Origin of the sequence: Devosia sp. (genome assembly GCF_965229025.1) — a bacterium.
GTDB lineage: Bacteria > Pseudomonadota > Alphaproteobacteria > Rhizobiales > Devosiaceae > Devosia_A.
Genome location: NZ_OZ245853.1, coordinates 1,896,351 through 1,915,031, shown reverse-complemented (window position 1 = coordinate 1,915,031; position 18,681 = coordinate 1,896,351). Strand labels below are relative to the sequence as shown.

Genomic DNA, 18,681 nt, shown 5'->3' with positions numbered 1-18,681 from the left:
ATTTTGGAGCAAAAGATGACCGAGAATTTTCAGGGGCGCGCCGACCAGCTCAGCGCCCCGGCGCGACGCGGTTTCGCCATTGCCGCCAGTGACGCGACCGATCTGACGGCGGAGACACGCGCCATCTATGTCGGAACCGGAGGCGATCTGTCTCTGGTTCTTGCATCGGGAGATCAGGTCACCCTGGCAGGTGTTGCAGGTGGCATGCTGCTTCCGGTCCGGGCGCGGCGCGTCAAGGCTACTGGCACCAGTGCGTCCCAACTGGTGGGGCTCTACTGATGCAAAGGAACGGAGAGTCAATTTGCAAGGCTGGCGACCGCATAGGAGGGCAGTGCTGATGGGCGCCGCAGCAGGAGCCGCGGCCATCGGGCTCGGCATCGGCCTCTCATGGGGCCCTTTGACCCGCCAGTGGGCTCGGCGTGGCGCCGTGCTGGATGCTGATTTCGGAAGCGTCCGTTTCGCATTGGCCGGTACACTATTTTCGACCCTCGATGAGTTTCTGGCTGCCGTAGGTGGCACAGAAGCCGGCGGTGCAGTGACCATCGGTCCTCGCGCACTGCCTGGCGCGGCGGAAATGGTCAGCAACGGCGATTTCTCTGGCGCAACCCAGTTGCTCTCCCATGACGGTGCGGCCGCCGTGATCGGCGCCCTTGCCAATAACGGCGATGGTACCTTCACCATCAGCACCAACAGTACCGGCCGGTTTTATTTCCCCCTGGCCTCGATGGTCGATGGTCGGGCCTATCAGGTCTTTATTGGCACCGTTTCGGCGCTGACCGGCGCCGCTGCCGTTGATCTCTGTGATGTCGCGACGTCCGGCATCAGCGCCAATGGTCCCTATATCGGCGCGCCGGTCGCAAAGTCCCACTACGACAACACCTTTCACTTCGCTGACATCGCCACCGGCCCCGGGCAGTCACTGACCATCACCGCGCCAAAACTGCTCTATGTTGAGGGCTGGGCCGCCGCCAGCGGCGGCTCGATCGCCACCAGTGGCGGAGTACTGACCCTCACCGGCAATGGGGGCAATATCCCGCGCTTCCAGCAGACCCTGGTACTTCAGAGAGGCCACGCCTACCAGTTCCGCGGGAAGCAGCGCGCCATCTCGCAGAACCCCTCATGGACCATTTCGTCCCACCCAGCGCTCTTTGACCCCACTGCCTGCCACCTTCCCGACAACTTGACGACGCTCCACGAGGTCGCCAGCACCTTCAGCGCCGACGCCGACACCATGAATGTCGGCGGCCGCTTCGTCGCCAACCCCTCTAGCGGCACCGCCGAGTTCGACGACGCCTCGGTCAAGGAAGTCCTGCCCTTCACCGGCTTCAACCAGGCAGGGTTTGCGGCCATCGTCTCCGGCATGACCCCTGCCACGCCATCCGGCAGCAAGACCATCTTCGAGGCCAGTTGCGGCGGTCTCGACACTGGTTTTGTCGGCCACGAACGCAACCGCATCCGGCTCGAGTGGGATGCCAGCAGTCACCTTCGCCTGCTCGTCACCAACATCGGCACCGACGTCGCCAACCTCGACCTCGGCATTGTCGCCCCGCTCACCCCCTTCCGGGCGCTGCTCTCGGTCAAGGCCAACGATTTCCGCGCCTCTTTGCTTGGTGGCCCCATAGCGGCGGACAATGCCGGTGATCTGCCGGGCCTCGCCAAGCTCTACCTCAAGCGCCAGAACGCCCCGGGCGCGACCTTCGATGGCACCTTGGGTCGCCTCACGCTGTTCCCCACGCCTTGGAGCGAGGCCGAGTTCTACGAGCAGCAGGCCGACGCCACCTCCATCGTCGCCTGGGGCGATAGCCTCACCGCCGGTGCCAACGCCACGACCGAAGCGGCCAACTACCCCACCGTCGCTGCGAAGGCCTACACCGCCGAGCGCAGCATCCTCAATCTTGGCATCGGCGGGCAGACCTCAACCCAGATTGCCGCCCGCATGGGTGCCCAGCCCATCGCCTGCACCGTAGCCGCCAACCAGATCCCTGCAGCGGGCGGCGTCGCTGTTACCGGCAAGACCATCAACGTCCTGTTCGGTTCCGGCAACTTCTACGGCGTGCAGATGGGCTGGCTCGCCGGAGTCTACGGCACCATGTCGACCGATGCCGCCGGCAACTGGACGTTCACTCGCGCCACACCGGGTGCCGTCACCGCTTGCCCTGCGGGCTCAGCATTTCTCCCCGAACTCGCCATCCGCACCCGCAACCGCGTCCAGTGGTTCTGGCTGGGCCGCAATGGCGCACAGAGCGGATACACCGTCGAGGGCGATATCGCGGCGGCCGTCGCCACTCTCGGCCATACCCGCTACCTGGTGGGCGCGATCCTGACCGGTTCGGGCGACGACGCCGGCGGCATCGCCGCGATCCAGACCCGTAACACCACACTCGCCGCTACCTACGGCTCACGCTTCGTCGATGTCTACACCGCCCTTCGCGCCGCCAACAACGGCTCCGCCAATGACCTGGCCGATCTCGCGGCCGGCTACATCCCGCGCTCCCTCCGCTCCGACGGCATCCATCTCAACGACGCCGGTTACGCCATCGTCGCCGCCACGTTCAAAGCCGCGAACGACGCGAAAGGGTGGTGATGGCCGGATCGCTTCCAGCCTAGGCCGCCACGCCCTTCAACAGCCCATCGAAATAGGCGATCGTCTTCTCCAGCCCCTCGCGCAGTTGCACCTTCGGCTCCCAGCCGAGGGTCTGCTGCGCCTTCTCGATATTGGGTTTGCGCTGCTTCGGGTCATCCTGGGGCAGGGGGCGCGTGACGATCTTTGAGCCGCTGCCGGTGATCTCGATCACCAACTCGGCCAGTTCCCGGATGGTGAACTCGTTCGGGTTACCGAGGTTGATCGGCCCCGTCACCTCGCCCGGCGTCGCCATCATTTTCATGAAGCCCTCGACCAGGTCGTCCACATAGCAGAACGAGCGCGTCTGGTCGCCCGCGCCGAACACCGTGATGTCCTCGCCGCGCAGCGCCTGCACGATGAAATTCGAGACCACGCGCCCATCGCTGGGGTGCATGCGCGGGCCATAGGTGTTGAAGATCCGCACCACCTTGATGTCGAGCCCATGCTGCCGCCGATAATCGAAAAACAGCGTCTCGGCGCAGCGCTTGCCCTCGTCGTAGCACGAGCGGATGCCGATCGGGTTGACGTTCCCCCAATATTCCTCGGTCTGCGGGTGCACATGCGGGTCGCCATAAACTTCCGAGGTCGAGGCCTGGAACACCGGCACCTTCAGCCGCTTGGCCAGCCCCAGCATGTTGATCGCCCCCACGACGCTGGTCTTGGTCGTCTGGACCGGGTCAAACTGGTAGTGCACCGGCGAGGCCGGGCAGGCGAGGTTGTAGATCTCGTCTACTTCCACATAGAGCGGAAACGTCACATCGTGGCGCATCAGCTCGAACCGCCTGTTGCCCACCAGCTCTTCGATATTGCTGCGCGTGCCGGTGAAGAAGTTGTCCACGCACAGCACTTCGTCCCCCCGCTCCAGCAACTTCCGGCACAGGTGCGACCCAATAAACCCTGCCCCCCCGGTCACGAGGATGCGCTTTGGCATGATGTTGTCTTTGCGCATATCTGCTCCCATCGGCGGGGGCAGACCCTCAGCCGAGCTTGTGCCCAGTCATCTCTTCAATACGGGCAATGATGGCCTGCTTGTCACTCATCCCGGCAATGCCGCGCTCCAGTTCCATCAGCTTGGCGCCCACCAGGAACCGATACCAGTACCCTTGCAGAAAGTGATAGATCAGCCCCTCGCGCCCGTCCAGAAATCCGAGCTGGAAGATGTAGCGGAACAGGAAATAAAGAAGGCTCGAAACCGTGAACGGGATCCGGTTATACACCTTCTCCTTGATCCACCGTTTCAGCGCCGCCTGCCGCGATACGCTGTCCGTCTCCAGCTCCACATCGCGCGCAAACAGCCCCAGCCGCTGGTTCAGCACGTCGATCGCCTCGCGCGTCGCGTACTTGTTGTGCTTGTCGGTGAAGAACGTCAGGTCGTTGAGGTTGTGGTCGGCAAACCCGCCGGCAAAATGCACCGTCCGGCCACCCTCCACCAGAATGTGCTCGTCCATCCACCGCTGTTCGATCCGCCCATGCCCCCGCCGGAAAATGCGCAGCAGCGTCAGCGGATACCGCCCACCATGCCGCACCCAGCGATCCATGAAGATGTGCTTGCGGTCGATATTCACCCCCACTACATCCGCCGGCAGCAAGGGCAATTCGGCGACGATCCGCGCCGCAAGATCAGGCTCAATCACCTCATCCGCATCCAGCCGCATGATCCAGGCGGCCTCGGTGGCCATGTTGTCCAGCCCCCACTGAAACTGGTCGGCATAGTTCTTCCACTTGCGGTGCAGAACCTTGGCTCCCAACCCTTCGGCGATCGCCACGGTACCATCGGTCGATCCTGAATCGACCAGATACACCTCCTGCACCACCCCCTCGAGCGCCCGCAGGCACCGCCCGATATGGATCGCCTCGTTGTGGGTCAGGATCAGGACGGCGATAGATGCGGACACTACGTTAGCCACCCTGTCTGCGTGTACGGATTAACCTCGCCGGGTTGCCAGCGTAAACGGTCCACGGCGCCAGATCTTTCACTGTCACGCCCCGTGCACCAAGGACCGCGCCCTCGCCGATGGTTACGCCCGGTCCCACAAAGGCCTCTGCCGCCACCCACGCGCGCGCCCCGATCATTATCGGCTTTGCCACCAGCTGAAAGCTGGGCTCGTCGATGAGGTGCGTTCCCGCACATAGATGTGCACCCTGCGAAATCACCGCGCGCTCTCCGATCGAAATCGGCGCCATGTTGTAGCAATTGGCGTGCGGCCCCAGCGCCGCATAGGGCGCCATCGTCAGGTTTGCCGGGTACCAGATCCTCGCGCTGCCATAAACATTCGCCCGCGCATCCACCTGCGCCCCAAACGCCCGCAACAGCCAGACGCGCCAAGGCCGAAGCGGCGGCGGCGTCCACGAGGCGAAAATCCCCCACACCCCCTGCCACAGCGCCCGCACCAACCTATGCCTCAACGTGAACGTTGCAGCGCCCGAAAACGGGTCATGCTGCGATGCGTCGCGGATATAGATATGGCCCGACATCTTCAGGGGGTGTTCGCCTCAGCTTGGATTAACTGCGAGGATTCTATCGTATCGCTCGATCATGCGTTGGGCCACTGAGGACCACAGATACCGTTTGGAATATATGCGGGCATTCAGCGACATTGTCTCCAGCTTTTGGTCACCCAGTCGTGACAAATTAGCGAAAGTAGCGTGAAGATCGCTGAAATCAGCAGAAATGCGTATCGCAATCTGGTCGTCAAACAGTTCTGGCAGGTTACATTGCTCGGTGATGACGGGGATACAACCGTACTGCAGCGCCTCCAGAACCGCCATCGGCAGGCCTTCGCTGAGTGATGGAAGAACGAAAAATCGCGCACGGCTGAAAGCATCGGCTTTTGCCTCGCCGTACAGTGATCCCACAAAAGAGACGTTCTTTGCGGTCCCAATGGCCGACCGGATACCAGTCTCATACCCTTGATCACCCCAGCCAGCGATGACCAGCGGCAGGTGTTGGAGGCGATCGTCGTCGGCCCAGGACTTTGCGAGTCCCAGTGTCTGCTTCTTGGGATGAAGCCGCCCTAGATAGAGCACGCTCTGCTCTCGCCGACCTGCGACCGGGGCGGCCTCAATGGTTCCATTGGGTATGGTGAAGGTCCGGGCTTCGGTCTCTGGCAAGTACGCTACCGTCGCTTGGCGCTCTGCCTCGCTCAGGACATGTATGTGCCCGCTGCGCATCAAGGGCCGCTCAAACAGCGCTCCGTGAACAGCTTTAAGGTGGCTTCTTCTTGCCAGGATCCAGGGGTCAAGCATTCCATGGGGGGAAACGACCGTCGGTATTCCGACAATGGACGCAACGCGCCCGTAGAGTGACCCAGCGCCCCATATTCCGTGAATATGAAGCAGGTCGGGTTTGTATTTTTGTATGGCGGCCATCACGCTAGGATTAAAGCCGTAGCCGCCGTGTGCAGGGAAACTCTGAACTTTCACGTTCCCCCATGCTGAAGCATCCTCTGCCAAGTGTTCGTCAGCACCGCCAAACACCATGACGTCGGCACCAGAATCCTTCAACGAAACTGTCAGTCCGGAAGCTGCACCAAAAACGCCGCCGGCAGTACGTGTGACCATCGCAATGAAGTGGGCTATCTTCATGAATTTCCCAGCACGCTGCCGATACTACCCTGCCAGCCCCAACGCCGGCTCAGTTATGCAGCAAAAAGCAACCAGCAGAAAAATACTGAGACCAACTTATCGCGCACAATATGGATACGTATACGTACTTATGTGCAAGATATCAAGTAAATAGGGGAAGATTCGAGCCGGAATTGGTGCGATCTGGTTAATTACGGGAGCAGTCGACCGGCATGCGGAGTGCCAGTTCTAACCAGCTCTGCATCGCCAGATCGTATCCTCCATTTTTGGTGTAATATTTTGTTCACCTTTAATGACTGCCGCTCGGACAATCATTCATGGTGATCGTACGTCGGGAGGTTTGCATCGGTAGCCTGATGCTATGGCAAGTGTATACGCCAGAGCTGCACCTGACCGGCAGCCAACGCAGACCGATAGGCCCCAACTAGGCAGGCGAACATCGGTGTTCTCTAGATGGCTCACGGACCCATCTGGAGGAGTTTCAAACCGCCGTTCGTGGGGCAGGGCCAGCTTGGTGGGGTCAAAACATAGGGCTAAGCGGCGGCTACAGGCCTCTCTCCCTCGAGAACTTTCTGGTAGTACACGATCATGTCCTGAGCGATCTGGGGCCAAAGAAAGCGGGTGGAGTACGCCTTCACCTTTTCGCTCAGTTCAGTGAGCTGGTTGTCCGGGAGTTGGAGCACTCCACTGGTGACCGCTGCCACGTCAGATAGATCCGTGGAAATCCGTCTTGCGACGCCGGCTGCAAAAAGCTCAGGCAAGTTGCAGTAGTCCGTTATGATCGGTACACACCCAAACTGCAACGCTTCAAGTACCGCCATAGGCAGCCCCTCGCTGAGGGAGGGCAGCAGAAGCGCTTTAGCCGAGCGAAATGCCTGGTGCTTTTCGGGTCCATAAAGCGATCCGATAAACTTGAGGTTCTGGTGACGCTGCGCCAGCGATCTGACGTTTGCTTCGTACTCAGGGTCTCCCCAGCCCGCCACCGTGAGGACTTCGTTCTGCAGGGCGCTCGAGGCAGCCCACGTTGTCATCAGCTCGAGCACCTGTTTCTTGGGGTGCAGTCGGCCTAGGTACAATGCCCCTGAGCGTTGAGGGCCAGCCGCTGAATCCACAAAGGTGATGCCGTTTGGAAGTATTAGCGAGCTGCGCTCCTGCCGACCGAGAAAGCTTCGGCAGGCGTCCAGCTCGGCAATATTTAGGGCGTGTAGGTTGGTTCGCCCTACCAGGTGGCGCTCAAACAGCGCCGCGTGGATAGACTTAAGCACCCGCCGCCGTTTCAAAATCCAAGGGTCGACCATACCATGTGGCGATACAACGACAGGTATCCCCTTGAGGCCGGCTATGCGGCCATAGACTGAGACAGCATTCCATGCACCGTGAACATGCACCACATCAGCCTTACTGCTGAGCATCGCGTTCACGCCAGCCCAGGCCAGGCCGTAGTTGCCTGCCTGATAGGTTGCAAGATCGAGGCCATTCCACATGTGGCGGTCAGCCTCATGGAATTGGTCGGCCGGGCCTATGACACGAACGCGAACGCCAGCACTCGATAGCGACTTAGCAAGCCCAGATACAGAATAGTATAGCCCGCCGGCAGATCGCGTAACGGACCCAACTACAAAATCAATGTCCATTTAGTTTTCCGCTCCAGTCGCGACATCGTTAACATCATTAATAAAACGAGATTTACGTCTCATGTAGAGAGTCGATAGTGTTGGTATAAGGCTGTAGACCAAAATAATAAGGTAGAAATAGCGCAGGCTATTGCGAATAGGATACTGAGAGGCAAACACCCAGCCAACAATAAAGAGTCCGCTCATGAAGATTGTCCACACCCCGCCGTATTTTGAAGATCTGGCAGCGAGATATGCCGCGAGAACAAGAACGAACCAAAAGGCGCAGAAGTAGACGGGGCCGAAAAGCCATGCTTCCCCGAAGGAGTTGAAGGGGACAAAGGCCAGGATCCGCTGCTCGGACGTCAGCTTTTCCGCCTGAAAGCCATCAATTGCGTCGACCGTAGGGAGGAAGGATAGCACCTTGTACAGTTCGGTGTACTTATCTGGACTGCCTGATCGGGCCACGGCTGCGGTAACGAACGGCCATGCGGCCACATTGTAGGCTACGTCGAGCAGCAGATCGGTTGTCTCAAACGACTTGCCTGCGTACTCCGCGAGGTATTGGAGGCCAAGGGTGTTGTGGCTGCGCGCTTCCAGCGAATAGCCAACCGAAAAGATGGTGAGGGCGATTGCGCAGAGCGTCAGGACCTTGCGCCTCAAGAGCATGGCGCTGATTGCGGCGATAGCGAAATATATGGCCGTGATCCGACTCGCTTCAGAAAAGCCCACTACGATCGCCGTTAGGATTGCTGGAAGGGCTGCCAAGAAGAACGCATTCCGACCAACCAGCAGGTGGGTCAGGGCAATGGGAATGAGTACCACAGTTGATAGTCGCAGCATGCTGCCGACGATTCTGCTTGCGTTGGCCGCCTCACCCTCGCCGCCTTTGATCGACCCGTAGCCGGTATAGGATATCAGCTGATCTATTCCAACCACGGCGACGGTATAGAAACTAAGGGCAGTACAGAAGAAAACAAACAGATACAAAAGCCACTTAGGCAACGACACAATGCCGGTTGGGTCGAATGAAATTGTTGTTGGTCTGGAAGCGGCCAAGACAACGATCAAGCTCATTGCAAAACTTACGCCTTCCGCCGAAAACGGGCTATCGCTGAGCTGCACGAAATTACGTAGAGCACCCATCATGTTGGATGGGCCTCCCTCACTAAGAGCAGAGTAATAGAGCCACCCCGCGACTGCTGTCAGAAACGCGAGTCCGCGTCCCAGCGGGCTAGATCTGGAAGGTGCGACTGCTATCAAGGCGGACAGCATAGTTATAAGCAAATAGTAGATCATGACGAGTGACCAGTTGCTTCGCCAGTCCTGACGCCTGGAGACGTCCAGCGGACAGCGCTCATCGATCCGGCCCCTCGACGCGTTTCAAGACGAGCAAGCATATCGCCGTCGCGACAACGCTGACAATCACATCCGCGAGCATAAACACTGCCAGCGCCGGCACGAGGCCAACGCAGGCGTTGACCGCCGCCGCACAGGCCGTCGCCACCGTCATGGCCAGGGCGGCGGTATGGAACCGCCTTATCGCCTGCAGGCCCTGTACGGCCGCCGCCGCTACCGCTCCGGCCACTACAGTCGGCGCCATGATCGCAGCGCTCATCGCCGCCGCAGCCTGGGTTCCCGTCAGCCACCCCTGCAGGATCAGCCCACCGGCAATCATGATGAGCGTACCGCCAATTCCAACCCAGGTCCCCACCCGTTGTGACGAGAACGTCTCGCGGACGAGGCTGCCCTTCGTGGACGTCAGCCGGACCACCAGATCAGGAAACTCGATGCGTCGCAGAAACGCAATCAGTTGCGCAAAGGCCGTGGCGATCTGCTTGGAATACAAGAACAGCGCCGTGCCATGCGTCCCGAGGAACAGGGTCGCCAGCAGCAACTGAAACCTGAAATACAACTGCCCGGGAAGCATGGTGAAAAACGCGCCCGCGCCATCCCGTGCCGCGCCGAGCACGCCCGCCCGGTTGGGCTTCACCCATCGCACCCGGTGCCCGGCCATCCCAACCGCGACCAGCTGCGCCACAACCGAGATCGCGTAGCCGAGCGTCAGCGCCCCGCCAAGCAGCGCCCCGCCATCCGCGCGGCCAAGGTTCATCGCAATTGCGAGGCTGCCCGCCGAAAGCACATAGGGCAGGGCGCCCACCACGCCCGCGACCCCACTCATCCGCAGCCCATCGAGAATACCAGCCGCATTGAACGGCCAGATCGCCGCAACCGGCAGCGCCCAGATGACATAGCTGCGCGCAAACGCGTCATCCGAGCTCACGAGGAAGATCGCCGCCCCCACCACCGCCACCAGACCCGCGCACAGGCGCACGACAGTCGCCCGCCCGTATGCCGTCCAGATCACCTCGTCTCGATCACCTGCAACCGCCGCAGCCGTTTCCCGCGCCAGGATTGTCTGCACGCCGAAATCGATCAGCAGCACCGCCAGGATCGCAAACGAGAACAGCGTGCCGAACGTCGCCAGCAGCTCGAGATGGCCGTACGAAACCAACAGCGTCTGGACGAGAAAGATCGCACCTTGCCCAGCCCCAAAACTGCCGATCAGCAGGCCGAGATTCACCAGCTTGCGCGCGCGCGTCTGGCTCGGGGGCACCGTGCCGGACACGGTCACCTCTGATGCCACCTCCCGCTCCATCAGCTATCCCCTCGCGAGGTGCCGACAACGATCGAAGGACCCGAACGGGCGAGCAGGCCGACCCCGCTCATAATCCGTTCATTCCAGTGGTACTTTTGTGGCAACGGCAGCATATGGCAGCGTCGGCGAGCGCAACGCTGCCTCCATCCGGCCCAGCACCTTGTCCTTCGCCCACCAATCCTCAGCCCGCGCTCGCGCCGCCCGCGCGGCTTCGGCCCACGCTGACTGATCGTCGATCAGCCGCTCGATGCCGTCTGCGAACGCGTCCGCATCGCCGGGCGTAACCACCATGCCGCACCCCTCGACCTCGCGCGCCAACCCGGTACCCGCGGCTGCAGTGGCCACCACGGGCCGGCCAGAGGCCAGCATGTTCGTCAGCTTGCTGGGCAGCACCAGGTCCGCCGCGCCCGCCATCTGGGGCAGAAGGTGGATCGTGGCGAGGCCCATCAGCTCGTTCAGCCGCTCCTTGGGCTGCAGGTCGTGGAACTTGATATTGCTCAGTCCCGCCGCCAAATCCTCCAGCCGCTGCCGGTTTGGGCCTTCGCCGCACACCACAAAAGTCAAGTCTTTCCGGTGCCTTAGCTTCCGCGCCGCATCCAGAACGATCTCGATGCCCTGCTTGTTCGCAATGTTGCCGGAATAGAGCGCCACCTGCTCGGTCGCGATCTTCCACTCCGCCCGATAGGGCGATGGTACCGACATCGGACGGATCGCGTCGACATCAGCCCAGTTGCGGAATTCCACCACCTTGTCGCTCGGTACGCCCTTGTCGATCAGCCGCCGGCACATCTCAGGCGAAATCGCGCTCACCCGATCAAAGCTCCTCAGCACCGCCGCCTCAAACTTCAACGCGACTTTCGCCAGACTTCCACCGTCTTTCAGCAGCTTAGTCGCGAACGATGCCTCGACTTCGAAGTCCTGTATATGCAGCCAGCTCCTGGCGCCGGCGACGAACGTCGCGGCTCTTGCCACCGGTGCCGCAATCAGCGACGGGGCTACGGTCATCACCACATCCGGCCGCCAGAACAGGGCATTCCATAGCGCCGGCAGAAGGGCTGCCGCGGCGAAACTAACGTGATGTGTCAGGCGCTTACGTCCCGTTGGCACCGCCGGAATGTAGTGCGGCACGCGCGTCACCGACACGCCATTCTCGTCCGTCTGCGTCAGGCTCCAGGCGTTGTGCCCATCCATAATCCGCCAAGCCGGATAATAGGGCTGCCCCGCCACCACCCGAACTTCGTGCCCCTTGGCCGCTAAAGCCTCGGCCATGCCGGTCGTATAGACGGCAATGCCGACCCGTTCAGGTGCATAGTTGAGACCGACGATAAGGACCCTCATGCCGCTTTCCCCTTCGCGTCATGCTCAAGGAACCACCTGTAAGTCTCTGCAATTCCGTCTGCTAGCGCCACGCGCGGTGCCCAGCCCATGCCCCTCAGCTTGTCTGCGCTCATCAGTTTCCGCGGGGTGCCATCTGGCTTGCTGAGGTCGTGTACGATTTCGCCCCGAAACCCCACCGTCTCGCACACCAGTTGCGTTAACTCGAGGATGCTGAGGTCATTGCCTGATCCGACGTTAACATGTTGTGCCGCCGAGTAATTCTGCAGCAGGAACACCAACGCGTCGGCGCAGTCATCCACATGCAGAAACTCCCGACGCGGCGTCCCCGTGCCCCACATGGTCAGCGTCGCTTCGTTGCGCATCTTGGCCTCATGCGCCTTGCGGATAAGTGCCGGCATGACATGGCTCGACTTGAGGTCGAAATTGTCGCCCGGGCCATAAAGGTTTGTCGGCATTGCAGAAATGTAGTCGCGCCCATGCTGCCGACGATACGCCTCGGCGAGCTTGATACCTGCGATCTTGGCGACCGCGTACCACTCGTTCGTCGGCTCCAGCGGGCCTGTCAGCAGGGAATCCTCCGCAATCGGCTGCTCCGCCAACCGCGGGTAGATGCAGCTCGATCCCAGGAACAGCAGGCGCCCCACATCGTTGGCATGCGCCGCTCCGAACACATTGGTTTCAATCACCAAATTGTCGAACAGAAAGTCTGCGGGGTAGGTGTCGTTCGCAACAATGCCGCCAACCTTGGCCGCTGCCAGCACGATCGCATCGGGTCGCGCGTCCTTGACGAACCGCTCCACATCGACCTGCCGCGTCAGGTCAACCTCGGCACGCGTCGTCGTCAGCAATGTACACCCTTCGCCAGCAAGTCGGCGCAGCACGGCGCTGCCCACCATTCCGGTGTGGCCAGCGATCCAGATGCGCTTGCCGGGCAGGGCGTACATCACACCTCCTTCAGAACGGACGCCGTCATCATCAGCTTGAGGTCTTCGCTCACCATTTCGCGGGCGATTTCCCGAGCCGATTTCTCGTGTCGCCAGCCGAGCTTGGTGTGTGCCTTCGTCGGGTCGCCGATCAGGAGATCCACCTCCGTTGGCCGGAAGTAGCGCTTATCAACCTCAACGAGGCACTGCCCCGTGCGCTGATCGTAGCCCTTTTCGTCAACCCCGGAGCCGCGCCATTCAAGCGTTACGCCAACATCAGAGAATGCCCACTCGACGAACGAGCGAACCGGCGTCGTCTCGCCGGTCGCGAGCACGAAGTCTTCTGGCTGATCCTGCTGCAGCATCATCCACATGCCGCGCACATATTCCTCGGCGTGGCCCCAGTCGCGCCGTGCGTCCAGGTTACCCAGAAACAGCTTATCCTGCTTGCCCAGGCGGATAGCCGCCGCGGCCCGTGTGATCTTACGAGTGACGAAAGTCTCGCCCCGCAACGGGCTCTCGTGATTGAAAAGGATGCCGTTGCAGCAATACATCCCATAGGCCTCGCGGTAGTTCACCACAATCCAGTAGGCGTAGAGTTTGGCGGCAGCATATGGCGAGCGTGGGTAGAAGGGGGTCGTCTCCTTCTGTGGGACTTCCTGCACCAACCCGTAAAGCTCCGAAGTCGATGCCTGGTAGAAGCGGGTTTTTTGCTCGAGCTTCAGGATCCTCATCGCTTCGAGCAGCCGCAAAGTACCGATAGCGTCGGCGTTGGCGGTATACTCGGGCGTCTCGAAGCTGACCTGCACGTGGCTCTGCGCGGCAAGGTTGTAGATTTCGTCCGGCTGCACTTCCTGCACGATGCGGATCAGGTTAGTTGCGTCGGTCATATCGCCGTGGTGAAGCACCAATCTCGGATCCGGCTCGTGAGGATCCTGATAAATGTCCTCAATACGCCCGGTGTTAAACGACGAGGACCTGCGCTTTATGCCATGAACCTCGTAGCCCTTCCCGAGAAGAAGCCGCGCCAAATACGCCCCGTCTTGCCCGGTGATACCGGTAACGAGTGCAACTTTTCTATCCACGGATACCCTCTACTCAAGTACTACGGTTAGGATTGGCAATACCTGCGCAAACCTTACAGGCCAGACCCGCTGACGAATTCGCGTTGTAGTGTCTGGATGATGATCTTGATGTCGAGAGCCACCGAGAAATTTTGGATATAGGCGCAGTCGTGATCGATCCGCGCCTTGGCGCTGGCAGCCTGGTCGGTGGGGCCGCGGAGGCCATTGGCCTGCGCCCAGCCCGACAGTCCCGGCTTCATCAGTAGCCTGTAATCGTAGTAGGGGACTAACTCGTGGTAGTCGCGCCCGACTGCCAGCATGCCGTATACCATCGGCCGCGGGCCAATGATGGACATGTCGCCCTTTACGATGTTCCACAATTGCGGCAACTCATCAATGCTCGTAGCCCGCAGGAAACGACCGACCGAGGTCACGCGCGGATCACCGGCGGTCGTTTGCTTGATGCCCGACAGGTCGCAGGAATCCTGTCGCATTGTTCTGAATTTTAGAAGCTCAAACGGCTCTCCGTTGAGCCCAGGGCGAGTCTGCCGAAACAGCACCCCGCCCTTGCTTGTCAGCTTGATCAGAAGTCCCACGATCAGGAGCAGGGGGGACAGCGCCACCAGCGCGCCCCCGGCCAGCACTACGTCCATAACGCGCTTCAATGCCAGCTGCGTTGACCGCTTCCGCGTTTCCACCGGCGCGGCCGGCTGTCCTCCGATGAACGTCAGTGAGAGGCCGCTTTGATCGCGCTCGACATAATAACCAGCACCGTCACGCCGGTATATCTCATGATCTGTCGTCAAATACGCACTTACGCCTAGGTGGCGATTGGTACGAAATTGGTCGTCAAAGCCATCCACTGCATCAGTCATGTCACGGACCTCGATTTAGTCAGCGGAATTCGGATCACTTATCGAGCGCCATCTGGCACCTAAAGCTAACAATTGAATAACGAGCGCAGTTTTGTGTCCTTGGCAAGTCCCGTAGTGTGAACAACATGCGACGCAAAAGCCGGTCCGCGTCGTCTCCGCGTGCTTCGGCAGCAGCTGTTTTGCGCATGTTGGGGCGCCGGCGCGACGAGGAGGTTCGGGTGGCAGGTAAGGTTCGTTTAATAGTTAACCTTCGCAAAACCAACGCTTTGTGGGGCCCGTCTGTGGGCTTGCACCCACCCTTCCTCGAGCGGGCCGAGCGCAGCGCTGGCACCTGAGGGGGGCCGCATCGACCGCTGACTGGCGCCATCTCCTTAACCGAGACCTGTGATTTTCGCAGCCCTGCCATGCCGATGTGCAGGGCCTTGCATCGGGCGGCAAAGACCCATGTGCGTGGAGCACGTGCAGCGCGACATCGGCGTTGCATGGTTCGTCAGGGACTTACGTCCGCCCGTCAGCGGTGCGTGGTCGCCAATCATGCGTTTCAGCTTGAGTCCCCATTATGAGGGTAAAGTGGTATTGGCGAAATTTCTCTCTCCGGGTTAACCGTGGTGCGCCCGATGCAATCGATTGAATTGTGTTTGCTTTTTTGTTTTCGGGATGACCTTCCGCCTGGGAAGAGGGATCGGGTGGCACCGTTGGTAGGCTCGGAACTGTTCGTGCCAGGCAGCCATTCCATGAGGGCAACGTCCTCATGCACGCAGGATACTTTTACCTACGGCGTCGAACCAGCTAACTACCTTACGGGCACCTTTGAACCCTGTGAATAGCCGCCCGGTTCACCAGAAGAAGAGTTTCCAATGAAGATCGCCGTATTTGGTACTGGGTACGTCGGACTGGTAACGGGCGCCTGCCTCGCAGAGGCGGGAAATGTCGTTACTTGCGTCGATATCGATGCGGCCAAGATCGCGCGGCTTCATGCCGGTGAAGTGCCCATTTACGAGCCCGGTCTCGAGTCGATCGTCGCCGCCAACCGTGCCGCTGGTCGCCTCCTGTTCACGACCGATATTGCCCATGGCGTCAATTCAGGCGACATCCTGTTCGTTGCCGTCGGTACCCCGCCGGATGAAAATGGGTCGGCGGACCTGCAATATGTCTTGTCGGTAGCCCGGAGCATCGGTCGCTCCATGACCGGTTTCAAGGTCATTGCCGACAAGTCGACCGTGCCCGTTGGCACAGGCGACAAGGTGGCAGCGGCGATCACCGAGGAGTTGGTGGCGCGCGGTTTTTCCGCCAATCCGGTGGAGCGCAAGGCACGCGGCGAGCCGGACTTTTCCGTTGTTTCCAACCCTGAGTTCCTCAAGGAAGGCGCGGCAGTCGCCGATTTTACGCGCGCTGATCGCATCATCATTGGCGTCGATGGAACCGAGGCTGGCAGCAGGGCTCTTCGTCTGATGAAGGCACTCTACGCCCCGCTCACGCTCAATCACGATCGCACTCTGGTCATGGATGTAAGATCGGCCGAGTTCACCAAATACGCAGCTAACGCCATGCTCGCCACGCGCATCTCGTTCATGAACGAGTTGGCCAACCTGGCTGAGGATATCGGTGCCGATATCGAACTCGTTCGCCGTGGTATCGGGTCAGATCCGCGCATCGGCTACAGTTTTCTTTATGCCGGAACAGGTTACGGCGGCAGTTGCTTCCCCAAGGACGTACAGGCCCTGCAGAAGACGGGCGAAGAGTACGGCCACAACCTGAGGGTCCTGGCAGCGGTTGAGGCAGTCAACTCCACCCAGAAGCAGGTGCTCGGCACCAAGATCCGCGCGCGATTTGGCGACGATCTGTCCGGCATGACCTTCGCCGTCTGGGGCCTGGCGTTCAAGCCAAACACCGACGACATGCGGGATGCCCCGAGCCGGGTTTTGATCACCGACCTGGTGCGGCGAGGTGCTCGGATTCGTGCCTTTGATCCAGTTGCAATGCACGAAGCAAAACGTGTCCTAACGCTCGATCTTGCCGCGACCCCTGGGGGACTCGAGCAGGTCGACTTCGTGCCAAACGCCGATGCTGCGCTCGAAGGCGCGGACGCTCTCGTGATCGTAACCGAATGGAAGATATTCCGCACGCCCGACTTCGAGACGCTCTGGCGCGCACTCTCAAAGAAGATCATCTTTGACGGGCGTAACCTCTTCGACCCTCAACTGGTTGAGGACGCCGGGCTGGCTTACCTCCCGATCGGTCGCCGCCAGGTGGAGCTCAGCTAGCCCTTCACAGCTCCCGCCGTCATGCCGGCCACGATTTGCCGGTTGAAGAAGAGATAGACCAGCAACGGTGGGATGGTGATCAGCAGGATGTTCATGAAGAGCAGGTGCAGCGACGTATTGAACTGCCCCTGGAAATTGAACAGCGTCAGCTGCACCGTGACGTTCTGCTTGCCCGGCAGGTAGTAGAGCGGGTTGGTGAAGTCGTTGAAGATGGCCACCGACTGCACCACGATCACTGTCACCACCACGGGCTTCAGCAGCGGCAGCACGACCTGGAAGAAAAGCCGGATCGGCCCCGCTCCATCAATGATCGCGGCTTCGTCGAGCTCGCGCGGAATAGTCGAGATAAAGGCGCGGAACAGCAGGATCGTGAAGCTCAGACCGTAGGCGACCTCGATCAAGATCATTCCGTGCAAGGTCTTGAACAGATTGACTGATTGCAGCACCCAGATCGTCGGAACCACCGCCGGCGGTATGATCAGCCCGGCCAGAATGAGGAAATTGACAATCGGCGTCCATCGGGACAGACGGCGCTGCAGCACAAAGCCGACCATTGCGCCGAGCACGACCAGCAGCGTTACGCTCGCGACAGTCAGGATGATCGAGTTGATGAACGCCGTCACCAGTTGATAATCCTGCGTTTTCAGCACTTCGACGAAATTGTCCCACAGGTGCCAACTGGTCGGCCAGTCGAACGAGCGCGTTGCCGCCTGCCGGCGGTCCTTGACCGCAGTCAGGATGATGAAGGCGAACGGCACGAGGAATACGACCACCGAGGCCGCGATGGCGATGCCGCCATAGATATAGCGCTGGACGTGCCTCACCGGTCGACCTCCCTGCTGTTGAGGAACATGGAGAGCGGCACGATGATGAGCGCCACCATCGCGAACAGCACCACGTTGCCGGCGGTCGAAAGCCCGTAGAACCCGGCCTGGTATTGCTTGTAGATTACCGAGGCAATGACGTCAGAGGTGAAGCCCGGCCCGCCCTTGGTCATCGACCAGATCATGTCGAACGACCGCAAGCCGCCGATGAAGCTGAGGATGATCACAGTCGCCGTCGCAGGTTGTACCAACGGCATCGTCACGGTCCAGAAGCGCTGCCACGCGGTGGCGCCGTCGATGCGCGCCGCCTCATAATATTCGAGCGGAATGGAGACGATGCCTGCGATATAGATGACGGTTGCAAGCCCCACGCCCTTCCACACGTCAACGAGCGCGACGGAGTAGAGGGCAAACCGCGGATCGGTCAGCCAACCCGGCCCCTTGATGCCGATCGCCGCCAGAGACTCGTTGATGAGACCCTGGGTGGGGTGCATCATCGCGGTGAACGTGATGCCGACGCCGACCGTGGAGACCAGCACCGGGAAGAACACCACGGCGCGAAGGTAACCGCGCCCGAAGATGTCGGAGGTTAGAAGCAGCGCCAGCAGCATTCCGAGCACGACCTTGGAGGCGGAGGTGACGACCCCGTAGATCAGCGTGTTGACGAGCCCCTGGAACAGAAACGGCTCGCGGAAGAACTGGACGAAGTTATCGAGGCCAATAAAGTCGGCCTTCTGCAGGCTCCATCGGGTCAGGCTGAAAAACAGCGACGCAAAGGTTGGCAGCATGAACAGCAAGGCAAATATCGCGGCCGCCGGGACGTAGAACCAGCTCGGGTATAGCCCGGCTGTGCGCGACCTGCGTCGTGGCTTGGTGACGGGCATTGAGCCCTCGGCAACCGCAACAGCCATAC

Annotated in this window: 16 protein-coding genes; 3 read left to right on the top strand and 13 right to left on the bottom strand. The window is 60.6% G+C overall.

All coding sequences use genetic code 11. The features are described 5' to 3' along the window. The first annotated feature begins 15 nt into the window (after positions 1-15). The gene (locus tag ACO06J_RS09480; RefSeq protein WP_421760455.1) at positions 16-279 is read left to right on the top strand and encodes a spike base protein, RCAP_Rcc01079 family; all 264 of its coding nucleotides are present in this window, start codon (positions 16-18) and stop codon (positions 277-279) included. A 58-nt stretch (positions 280-337) separates the two neighbouring features. Next, positions 338-2,584 carry an SGNH/GDSL hydrolase family protein gene (locus tag ACO06J_RS09475; RefSeq protein WP_421760454.1) on the top strand — a complete coding sequence of 749 codons (2,247 nt, stop codon included), beginning with the start codon at positions 338-340 and terminating at the stop codon, positions 2,582-2,584. Positions 2,585-2,603: 19 nt separating this feature from the next. Here ACO06J_RS09475 and ACO06J_RS09470 read toward each other — a convergent pair whose 3' ends face one another. The 11 genes from ACO06J_RS09470 to ACO06J_RS09420 all read right to left on the bottom strand — a co-directional run bounded on the left by ACO06J_RS09470 (position 2,604) and on the right by ACO06J_RS09420 (position 14,680). After that, positions 2,604-3,572 carry a UDP-glucuronic acid decarboxylase family protein gene (locus ACO06J_RS09470; protein WP_421760453.1) on the bottom strand — a complete coding sequence of 323 codons (969 nt, stop codon included), beginning with the start codon at positions 3,570-3,572 and terminating at the stop codon, positions 2,604-2,606. Positions 3,573-3,600: 28 nt separating this feature from the next. Next, positions 3,601-4,518 (bottom strand): glycosyltransferase family 2 protein, encoded by a 918-nt coding sequence (locus tag ACO06J_RS09465; protein ID WP_421760452.1) that lies wholly within the window; start codon positions 4,516-4,518, stop codon positions 3,601-3,603. A 4-nt stretch (positions 4,519-4,522) separates the two neighbouring features. Next, positions 4,523-5,098 carry a putative colanic acid biosynthesis acetyltransferase gene (locus ACO06J_RS09460; protein WP_421760451.1) on the bottom strand — a complete coding sequence of 192 codons (576 nt, stop codon included), beginning with the start codon at positions 5,096-5,098 and terminating at the stop codon, positions 4,523-4,525. Between the two features lie 18 nt (positions 5,099-5,116). Continuing rightward, the gene (locus ACO06J_RS09455) at positions 5,117-6,208 is read right to left on the bottom strand and encodes a glycosyltransferase (RefSeq protein WP_421760450.1); all 1,092 of its coding nucleotides are present in this window, start codon (positions 6,206-6,208) and stop codon (positions 5,117-5,119) included. Between the two features lie 533 nt (positions 6,209-6,741). Further along, a complete protein-coding gene (locus ACO06J_RS09450; RefSeq protein ID WP_421760449.1) occupies positions 6,742-7,842 on the bottom strand; it encodes a glycosyltransferase in 1,101 nt (366 codons plus the stop codon). Next, a complete protein-coding gene (locus tag ACO06J_RS09445) occupies positions 7,843-8,970 on the bottom strand; it encodes a hypothetical protein (protein WP_421760448.1) in 1,128 nt (375 codons plus the stop codon). 208 nt (positions 8,971-9,178) lie between these two features. Beyond that, positions 9,179-10,480: a hypothetical protein gene (locus ACO06J_RS09440; protein WP_421760447.1), complete on the bottom strand. Its 1,302-nt coding sequence runs from the start codon at positions 10,478-10,480 to the stop codon at positions 9,179-9,181. Between the two features lie 78 nt (positions 10,481-10,558). Then, positions 10,559-11,818, bottom strand: coding sequence for a WcaI family glycosyltransferase (locus ACO06J_RS09435; protein ID WP_421760446.1), 1,260 nt, complete (start codon positions 11,816-11,818; stop codon positions 10,559-10,561). Then, the gene (gene fcl, locus ACO06J_RS09430) at positions 11,815-12,762 is read right to left on the bottom strand and encodes a GDP-L-fucose synthase (RefSeq protein WP_421760445.1); all 948 of its coding nucleotides are present in this window, start codon (positions 12,760-12,762) and stop codon (positions 11,815-11,817) included. Before fcl ends, ACO06J_RS09435 begins: the two co-directional genes overlap by 4 nt. After that, a complete protein-coding gene (gmd, locus tag ACO06J_RS09425; protein ID WP_421760444.1) occupies positions 12,762-13,826 on the bottom strand; it encodes a GDP-mannose 4,6-dehydratase in 1,065 nt (354 codons plus the stop codon). Before gmd ends, fcl begins: the two co-directional genes overlap by 1 nt. Positions 13,827-13,879: 53 nt before the next feature. Continuing rightward, a complete protein-coding gene (locus ACO06J_RS09420; protein ID WP_421760443.1) occupies positions 13,880-14,680 on the bottom strand; it encodes a sugar transferase in 801 nt (266 codons plus the stop codon). Positions 14,681-15,537: 857 nt separating this feature from the next. Here ACO06J_RS09420 and ACO06J_RS09415 point away from each other — a divergent pair. Further along, on the top strand, positions 15,538-16,944 hold the full coding sequence (locus tag ACO06J_RS09415; RefSeq protein WP_421760442.1) for a UDP-glucose dehydrogenase family protein: 1,407 nt from the start codon (positions 15,538-15,540) through the stop codon (positions 16,942-16,944). Here the strand turns inward: ACO06J_RS09415 and ACO06J_RS09410 are convergent. Further along, on the bottom strand, positions 16,941-17,768 hold the full coding sequence (locus ACO06J_RS09410; RefSeq protein ID WP_421760441.1) for a carbohydrate ABC transporter permease: 828 nt from the start codon (positions 17,766-17,768) through the stop codon (positions 16,941-16,943). The genes ACO06J_RS09415 and ACO06J_RS09410 overlap by 4 nt on opposite strands. Then, positions 17,765-18,652 carry a carbohydrate ABC transporter permease gene (locus ACO06J_RS09405; RefSeq protein ID WP_421762483.1) on the bottom strand — a complete coding sequence of 296 codons (888 nt, stop codon included), beginning with the start codon at positions 18,650-18,652 and terminating at the stop codon, positions 17,765-17,767. Before ACO06J_RS09405 ends, ACO06J_RS09410 begins: the two co-directional genes overlap by 4 nt. Positions 18,653-18,681: the final 29 nt, after the last annotated feature.

What these genes read in the sequence shown, in the direction of transcription:
- ACO06J_RS09480 (WP_421760455.1), top strand. Translation starts at nt 16, where the DNA reads ATGACCGAGAATTTTCAGGGGCGCGCCGACCAGCTCAGCGCCCCGGCG.
- ACO06J_RS09475 (WP_421760454.1), top strand. Translation starts at nt 338, where the DNA reads ATGGGCGCCGCAGCAGGAGCCGCGGCCATCGGGCTCGGCATCGGCCTC.
- ACO06J_RS09470 (WP_421760453.1), bottom strand. Translation starts at nt 3,572, where the DNA reads ATGCGCAAAGACAACATCATGCCAAAGCGCATCCTCGTGACCGGGGGG.
- ACO06J_RS09460 (WP_421760451.1), bottom strand. Translation starts at nt 5,098, where the DNA reads ATGTCGGGCCATATCTATATCCGCGACGCATCGCAGCATGACCCGTTT.
- ACO06J_RS09455 (WP_421760450.1), bottom strand. Translation starts at nt 6,208, where the DNA reads ATGAAGATAGCCCACTTCATTGCGATGGTCACACGTACTGCCGGCGGC.
- ACO06J_RS09450 (WP_421760449.1), bottom strand. Translation starts at nt 7,842, where the DNA reads ATGGACATTGATTTTGTAGTTGGGTCCGTTACGCGATCTGCCGGCGGG.
- ACO06J_RS09445 (WP_421760448.1), bottom strand. Translation starts at nt 8,970, where the DNA reads ATGATGGGTGCTCTACGTAATTTCGTGCAGCTCAGCGATAGCCCGTTT.
- ACO06J_RS09440 (WP_421760447.1), bottom strand. Translation starts at nt 10,480, where the DNA reads ATGGAGCGGGAGGTGGCATCAGAGGTGACCGTGTCCGGCACGGTGCCC.
- ACO06J_RS09435 (WP_421760446.1), bottom strand. Translation starts at nt 11,818, where the DNA reads ATGAGGGTCCTTATCGTCGGTCTCAACTATGCACCTGAACGGGTCGGC.
- fcl (WP_421760445.1), bottom strand. Translation starts at nt 12,762, where the DNA reads ATGTACGCCCTGCCCGGCAAGCGCATCTGGATCGCTGGCCACACCGGA.
- ACO06J_RS09420 (WP_421760443.1), bottom strand. Translation starts at nt 14,680, where the DNA reads ATGACTGATGCAGTGGATGGCTTTGACGACCAATTTCGTACCAATCGC.
- ACO06J_RS09415 (WP_421760442.1), top strand. Translation starts at nt 15,538, where the DNA reads ATGAAGATCGCCGTATTTGGTACTGGGTACGTCGGACTGGTAACGGGC.
- ACO06J_RS09405 (WP_421762483.1), bottom strand. Translation starts at nt 18,652, where the DNA reads ATGCCCGTCACCAAGCCACGACGCAGGTCGCGCACAGCCGGGCTATAC.